This is a genomic window from Salipiger sp. (genome assembly GCF_059781815.1).
Map to the genome: position 1 here is coordinate 1 of NZ_JBYNAH010000151.1, position 4693 is coordinate 4693.

The window sequence follows — 4693 nt, forward strand, 5'->3', positions numbered from 1 at the left end:
TTTCGACAGCTGTGCCTCCACGGCTTCCAGCTCTGCCTGATCCTGATAATCGGGCATCTGGATCCGGGGCTTGTTTCTCCAGCTCGACTTGGTCCACTCACTCATGGCTCTCTCCCACGCGGTCTCCGTTAGCGAAAACGTCTGGAGCCTCTATCAAAGCAATTGCGAGAAGGCCATAGGAAATGCAGGTGATCTCTTGACGCGTTTTCGGCTTTCTGCCCATCTGGCCGGACCCGTCGGTCGCGGTCTGATCAAGACCTTTCGGGAACGATCTGTTAAGATTGAAGAAACCCAATCGCCGCGAGGGACGTATGCCGGTGCAGAGGAAAGCCGTCGAGACAGAGGCGCAGACCAAGCCGCGCCGGTTCGTTTTTGTCCTGCTGCCGGAATTCACGCTTCTCAGTTTCGCCGCCGCGCTCGAGGCGCTGCGCATCGCCAACCGCATGGCGGATCGCCCGATCTACGAGTGGCTTCTCACCGCCGAGGGCGGCGAGACCGCGCGCTGTTCCGCCGGCACCGAGTTCAAGCTCGATTGCGACCTGCCCGAACTCACCCGTGATGACGTGGTGCTGCTCTGCGGTGGGCTCGACGTGGCCGAGGCGACCACGAAGCGGCTGATGAACTGGCTGCGCCGCGAGGCCCGGCGCGGGCTGATGATGGGCGGGCTTTGCACCGCGAGCTGGACCCTGGCCGAGGCCGGGCTTCTCGACGGCAAGCGCGCCACCATCCACTGGGAGAACCAGGACGGGTTCGAAGAGGAATTTCCCGAGGTCCAGCTCACCAAGTCGGTCTTCGTGATCGACGGCATGCGGCTCTCGACCGCTGGCGGCACCGCCTCGATCGACCTGATGCTCAAGCTGATCGCCGACGATCACGGCGAGGATCTTGCCAACGCGGTGGCCGACCAGCTGATCTATTCCTCGATCCGCACCGATCAGGACACCCAGCGCCTGTCGACGCCGACCCGCATCGGCGTGCGCCATCCCAAGCTGGCGCAGGTCATCAAGATGATGGAGGCCAATATCGAGGAGCCGATCTCGCCGGCGCTGCTGGCGCGCGATGTCGGCATGTCGACACGCCAGCTCGAACGGCTGTTCCGCCGCTACCTCAACCGAAGCCCCAAGCGCTACTACATGGAACTGCGGCTGCAGAAGGCGCGCAACCTGTTGATGCAGACCGACATGAGCGTGATCAACGTGGCGCTGGCCTGCGGCTTCGCCAGCCCCTCGCATTTCTCGAAATGCTACCGCGCGCATTACCAGACCACGCCCTATCGCGAGCGCGGCACGCAGGCCGGCAAGGGCGGTCGCGAGGAGGTCTGAGCGCCCTCAGGGCCGCGTGGCGCGGTAAAGCGTGCCGTTGATCTCGCTGAGGAACCAGATTGCGCCATCGGGGCCCTGATCGACGTCGCGCACCCTCAGCGTCGCCTCGCTCTCGAGCCGCTCCACCTCGCGCAGCGGCGTGCCGGAGAGCCGCGCGATGTAGTTGAACTTGAGCGAGCCCACCAGCGCGTCGCCATCCCAGGGCCCGCCCTCGAGAAACACGATATCCGACGGCGCGATGGACGGATCCCAGTAGAAGACCGGCTGCTCCATGCCTGGCTTCGACGTGCCTTCACCGATCTTCGCGCCGGAATAGTGCTCGCCAAAGGAGATCACCGGCCAGCCGTAATTGGCACCCTTCTCGATCCGGTTGACCTCGTCTCCGCCCTGCGCCCCGTGCTCGACCGCCCAGAGCTGGCCCTGCCCGTCGAAGCCGAGCCCCTGCGGGTTGCGGTGGCCGTAGCTCCAGATCTCGGGCCGCGCGCCATCCTGCCCTGCGAACGGATTGTCGCGCGGCACCGCGCCGTCGCGGGTGATGCGGATCACCGAGCCGTTGTGCCGTGCGAGATCCTGCGCCGAAGGCCGGTCGCCGCGCTCGCCGATGGTGACGAAGAGATGCCCGTCTGTCGCCTCGACGATCCGCGAACCGAAATGCCGCCCGCCGCTCGAGCCCGGCGCCATCTCGAAGATCGTTTCTGCCGCCTCGAGCCGGCTGCCATCCTGCGACAGCCGCGCCTTCAGCACCGCGGTGCCGGCACCGCCCGGCTGACGCTTGGCATAGGTCAGGAAGAGCTCGCGGCTGCTGTCGAAATCGCGCGGCACCAGCACATCGAGCAAACCGCCCTGCCCGCGCGTGTAGATCTCGGGCAGGCCTTCGATGCGCCGCGCGCTGCCGTCGCGCACCGCCAGCAGATCGCCGCTGCGCTCGGTGATCAGGATGGTGCCGTCGGGCAGGAAATCGAAGCTCCAAGGGGTGTCGAGCCCTTGCACCACCGGGCTGACCGCGAGCGGCCCGGCGCGGCTCGGGATGTCCTGCGCCAGCGCCGTTCCGGCAGATGGCAGGGCAAGCAGGGCTGCAAAAACAAGCTGTCTCATGGCGGAAGCCTCCTCCCCGCCGATATGGGGCAACGGGCCGCAGGGACAAGCTGCTTGCCCGAGCGGAAGTCACGCCTGAGGCCCCTTTTCTTTTGTCAAGGGCTTGCATAGGCTCCCGACCGGACAAAGCGTTCCAACAAGGGAGATCCTCACATGAAAAAGTGGCTTCTGGCCTCTGCCGCCACCTCGCTTCTCGTCGCGGGCGCCGCGCAGGCCCAAGACGCCAAGGTCGGCGTCATTCTCGGCTTCACCGGTCCGATTGAATCGCTGACCCCCTCGATGGGCGCGAGCGCCGAGCTGGCCCTGACCGAGGTCAACGAGAGCGGCAAGTTCCTCGAGGGCGTCACGCTGAGCCCGGTGCGCGCCGACTCGACCTGCATCGACAGTGCCGCCGCCACCGCCGCGGCCGAGCGTCTCATCACCACCGACGGCGTGGTCGCCATCATGGGCGCCGACTGCTCGGGCGTGACCGGCGCCATCCTGTCGAACGTGGCGGTGCCGAACGGCGTGCCGATGATCTCGCCCTCCGCCACCTCGCCGGCGCTGTCGAACGCCGAGGATAACGGCCTGTTCTTCCGCACCTCGCCCTCCGACGCGCGCCAGGGCGAAGTGCTCGCCAGCATCCTGGGCGAGCGCGACGTGAGCTCGGTCGCGGTGACCTACACCAACAACGACTACGGCAAGGGCTTTGCCGACAGCTTCGCCGCGGCCTTCGAGGCCGAGGGCGGCTCGATCACGCTGTCCGCCCCGCACGAGGACGGCAAGGGCGACTACTCCGCTGAAATCGGCGCCCTGGCCTCTGCCGGCGGCGACGTGCTCGTGGTGCTGGGCTACTCCGACCAGGGTGGCAAGGGCATGATCCAGGCGGCGCTCGACACCGGCGCCTTCGACACCTTCGCCATGGGCGACGGCATGTATTCCGACGCCCTGCTGGCCGATCTCGGCGGCGACATCGAAGGCAGCTTCGGCTCGGTGCCGTGGGCCGAGGGCGAAGGCACCGAGGCCTTCACCACGCTCGCAACCGAGGCCGGCATCAACGCCGAGAGCTCCTACACCCGCGAGAGCTATGACGCGGCGGCCCTGATCGCGCTGGCGATGATGAAGGGCGGCGAGGTCTCCTCGGCGGCTGTGGCGGCCAACGTGCTCGACGTGGCCAACGCGCCGGGCGAGCCTATCCTGCCGGGCGAGCTTGGCAAGGCGATGGAAATCCTTGCCGAGGGCGGCGATGTGGATTACGTCGGCGCCACCAATGTGGAACTCGTCGGACCGGGCGAGGCCGCGGGCACCTACCGCTATTACGAGATCAAGGACGGCGCGTTCAGCACCGTTTCGTTCAAGTAAGCGCGCCACTGAGGCGCAAATGGGCAGCCCGGGGTCAATTCCCGGGCTGTTTCCAATAACAAAGCAGGCGCAGCAAACCGCGCCGAAGGGGAAGAAGCATTGATCCGGGTGGACAACCTGCACCGCCATTTCGGCGCCTTCCGCGCTGTTGACGGCGCCTCGCTCGAGATTGCCGACGGCTCGATCACCGGGCTCGTGGGCCCGAACGGGGCCGGCAAGTCGACTCTCTTCAACGTCATCGCCGGCGCGCTGCCGCCGACCTCCGGCACGGTCTGGATGGATGGCGAGGACATCACCGGCCTGCCGCCGCACGCGCTGTTTCACAAGGGGCTGTTGCGCACCTTCCAGATCGCGCATGAGTTCTCCTCGATGAGCTGCCGCGAGAACCTGATGATGGTGCCCGGCAACCAGGCCGGCGAGAGCCTGTGGAACGCCTGGTTCGGGCGAGGCCGCATCGCCCAGGAAGAGGCGGCACTGCTCAAGAAGGCCGACGAGGTGCTCGACTTCCTGACCATCTCGCATCTCAAGGACGAGAAGGCCGGCAATCTCTCGGGCGGTCAGAAGAAGCTGCTCGAGCTTGGCCGCACGATGATGGTCGATGCCAAGATCGTCTTCCTCGACGAGGTTGGCGCGGGCGTGAACCGCACGCTTCTCAACACCATCGCCGACACCATCGTGAAGCTCAACCAGGAGCGCGGCTACACGTTCTGCGTCATCGAGCACGACATGGATTTCATCGGCCGCATCTGCGACCCGGTCATCGTCATGGCCGAGGGCAAGAAGCTGGCCCAGGGCACGCTCGACGAGATCAAGGCCAATGACGCGGTCATCGAGGCCTATCTCGGCACCGGGCTCAAGAACAAGGAGGCGGCGGGATGAGATCTGCGCTGCGCGGTGGGGGCGCTGCCCCCACACCCCCGAGGTATTTTCGAACC

At 66.4% G+C, this 4693-nt stretch carries 4 protein-coding genes; 3 read left to right on the plus strand and 1 reads right to left on the minus strand.

Features of this window, described 5'->3' with window-relative positions; translation table 11 throughout:
* The first annotated feature begins 311 nt into the window (after positions 1–311).
* On the plus strand, positions 312–1322 hold the full coding sequence (locus AC6RA4_RS16635; protein WP_500162241.1) for a GlxA family transcriptional regulator: 1011 nt from the start codon (positions 312–314) through the stop codon (positions 1320–1322).
* Between the two features lie 6 nt (positions 1323–1328).
* Here AC6RA4_RS16635 and AC6RA4_RS16640 read toward each other — a convergent pair whose 3' ends face one another.
* A complete protein-coding gene (locus AC6RA4_RS16640; protein ID WP_500162243.1) occupies positions 1329–2417 on the minus strand; it encodes a PQQ-dependent sugar dehydrogenase in 1089 nt (362 codons plus the stop codon).
* A gap of 153 nt (positions 2418–2570) precedes the next feature.
* Here AC6RA4_RS16640 and AC6RA4_RS16645 point away from each other — a divergent pair, with 153 nt between their 5' ends.
* Positions 2571–3758 (plus strand): ABC transporter substrate-binding protein, encoded by a 1188-nt coding sequence (locus tag AC6RA4_RS16645; RefSeq protein WP_500162245.1) that lies wholly within the window; start codon positions 2571–2573, stop codon positions 3756–3758.
* A gap of 99 nt (positions 3759–3857) precedes the next feature.
* Entirely contained in the window at positions 3858–4637 is a 780-nt protein-coding gene (locus AC6RA4_RS16650) for an ABC transporter ATP-binding protein (protein WP_500162247.1), read from the plus strand.
* Positions 4638–4693 lie beyond the last annotated feature (56 nt).

Coding starts and splice junctions, on each gene's coding strand:
- AC6RA4_RS16635 (WP_500162241.1), top strand. CDS start 312: ATGCCGGTGCAGAGGAAAGCCGTCGAGACAGAGGCGCAGACCAAGCCG.
- AC6RA4_RS16640 (WP_500162243.1), bottom strand. CDS start 2,417: ATGAGACAGCTTGTTTTTGCAGCCCTGCTTGCCCTGCCATCTGCCGGA.
- AC6RA4_RS16645 (WP_500162245.1), top strand. CDS start 2,571: ATGAAAAAGTGGCTTCTGGCCTCTGCCGCCACCTCGCTTCTCGTCGCG.